The following is a 1149-nucleotide window of genomic DNA, read 5'->3' on the forward strand; positions in this document are numbered from 1 at the left end:
GAATCATGGCCGCGCCGGCCATCACGGCTGCCACCGCCGCGGCATCTGCCACGGAAGCGTGCGGAAAGCGTCGCCTGCTGTTTTTCTGCAGGGGCAGAACCAATTGCAGGGCTGCCGCCGCAGCAATCACCAGCGCCACCGTGGGAACTTCGCCGGCCAGGCTGAAGCTCCAGCCATTCCGTACTGCGTCAAAGTAGGCCGAACCTGCCAGGATGGTGCCGGCCGCACGTGCCAGCCACCAATAACTTTGACGGTGGAAGGAAAGCGGAATCCGGAGCGCGGTTATCGCAAAGTAAGCCACCCCCACCAGGAGAACCACATTTCCCAATGCCAACGAAACGGCAGCAAATGCCACCACTCCGGCGACGATGCCCATGGCTGGGGCAAGAACTTCACCCAAGGTAGGACGCCACGGCACACCTGCAGCCCAATTGTGCCGGGTGGCCGGGAACGTCAAGGCGCCCGAGGCTACGCCCGTCAGCAACACCAGCAACACTGCCGTTGCCACGAAGGGATGCCCGGCAGCGCGGTCCACCAATGGCAGGACGAGCATGCCTGCCACAGCAAGCCCGCCGAATCCGGCAATGGTCACCGACGGAGCGAGCAGGCGGACTCCCGCACGCGTGAGCCATGCGCTGACCAGTTGTTGCGCTGCAGCCGCAGCCACGAGTGCAACCACTGAAATAGCGAACCTGTCCGGGCTCTCCGCAAAGGCACCGGCCGCGGCGGCAGGCACCGCTGCCGTGGCGGCAATTCGTGCTGCAAGGACCAACACAGCTTGGAAGGCCACCGGATGAACGGCCGCCCGCAACGACCAATACAAGGCGGCCGCGGCCAGAAGCCCCGCTACCGGCCAAGCGCCCAGCAGGCCCATGAACGGTAACGTCACAGCGAGAACCACTCCGGGAGCAAACTCAGTTCCGTTGCCCAGTTTCCACCCCACCACCATGGCCGTCGCCATGGTTACAACGAGCGGAACATAGGCAGGCAAATCATAAGTCCCGAGAGCCAACACCACGGTGAGGACGGCAGCCGTGGCCAACTGCAGGCCCAGACAGGAGACGGCGTCGTTCCACCAGTACCGCAGCTTCAGGCTCTCTCCCCCAAAGGCAACTCCCAGGGACTGCACGCCACAGCAAATCACTGCGG

The 1149-nt window shown here is 64.2% G+C and carries 1 pseudogene; it reads right to left on the minus strand.

What is annotated here, in order from left to right:
* A pseudogene (locus HP499_RS24440) lies at positions 1–1149 on the minus strand (hypothetical protein); the annotation flags it as partial.

It is taken from the genome of Paenarthrobacter sp. CM16 (genome assembly GCF_013179505.1).
Lineage (GTDB): Bacteria > Actinomycetota > Actinomycetes > Actinomycetales > Micrococcaceae > Arthrobacter.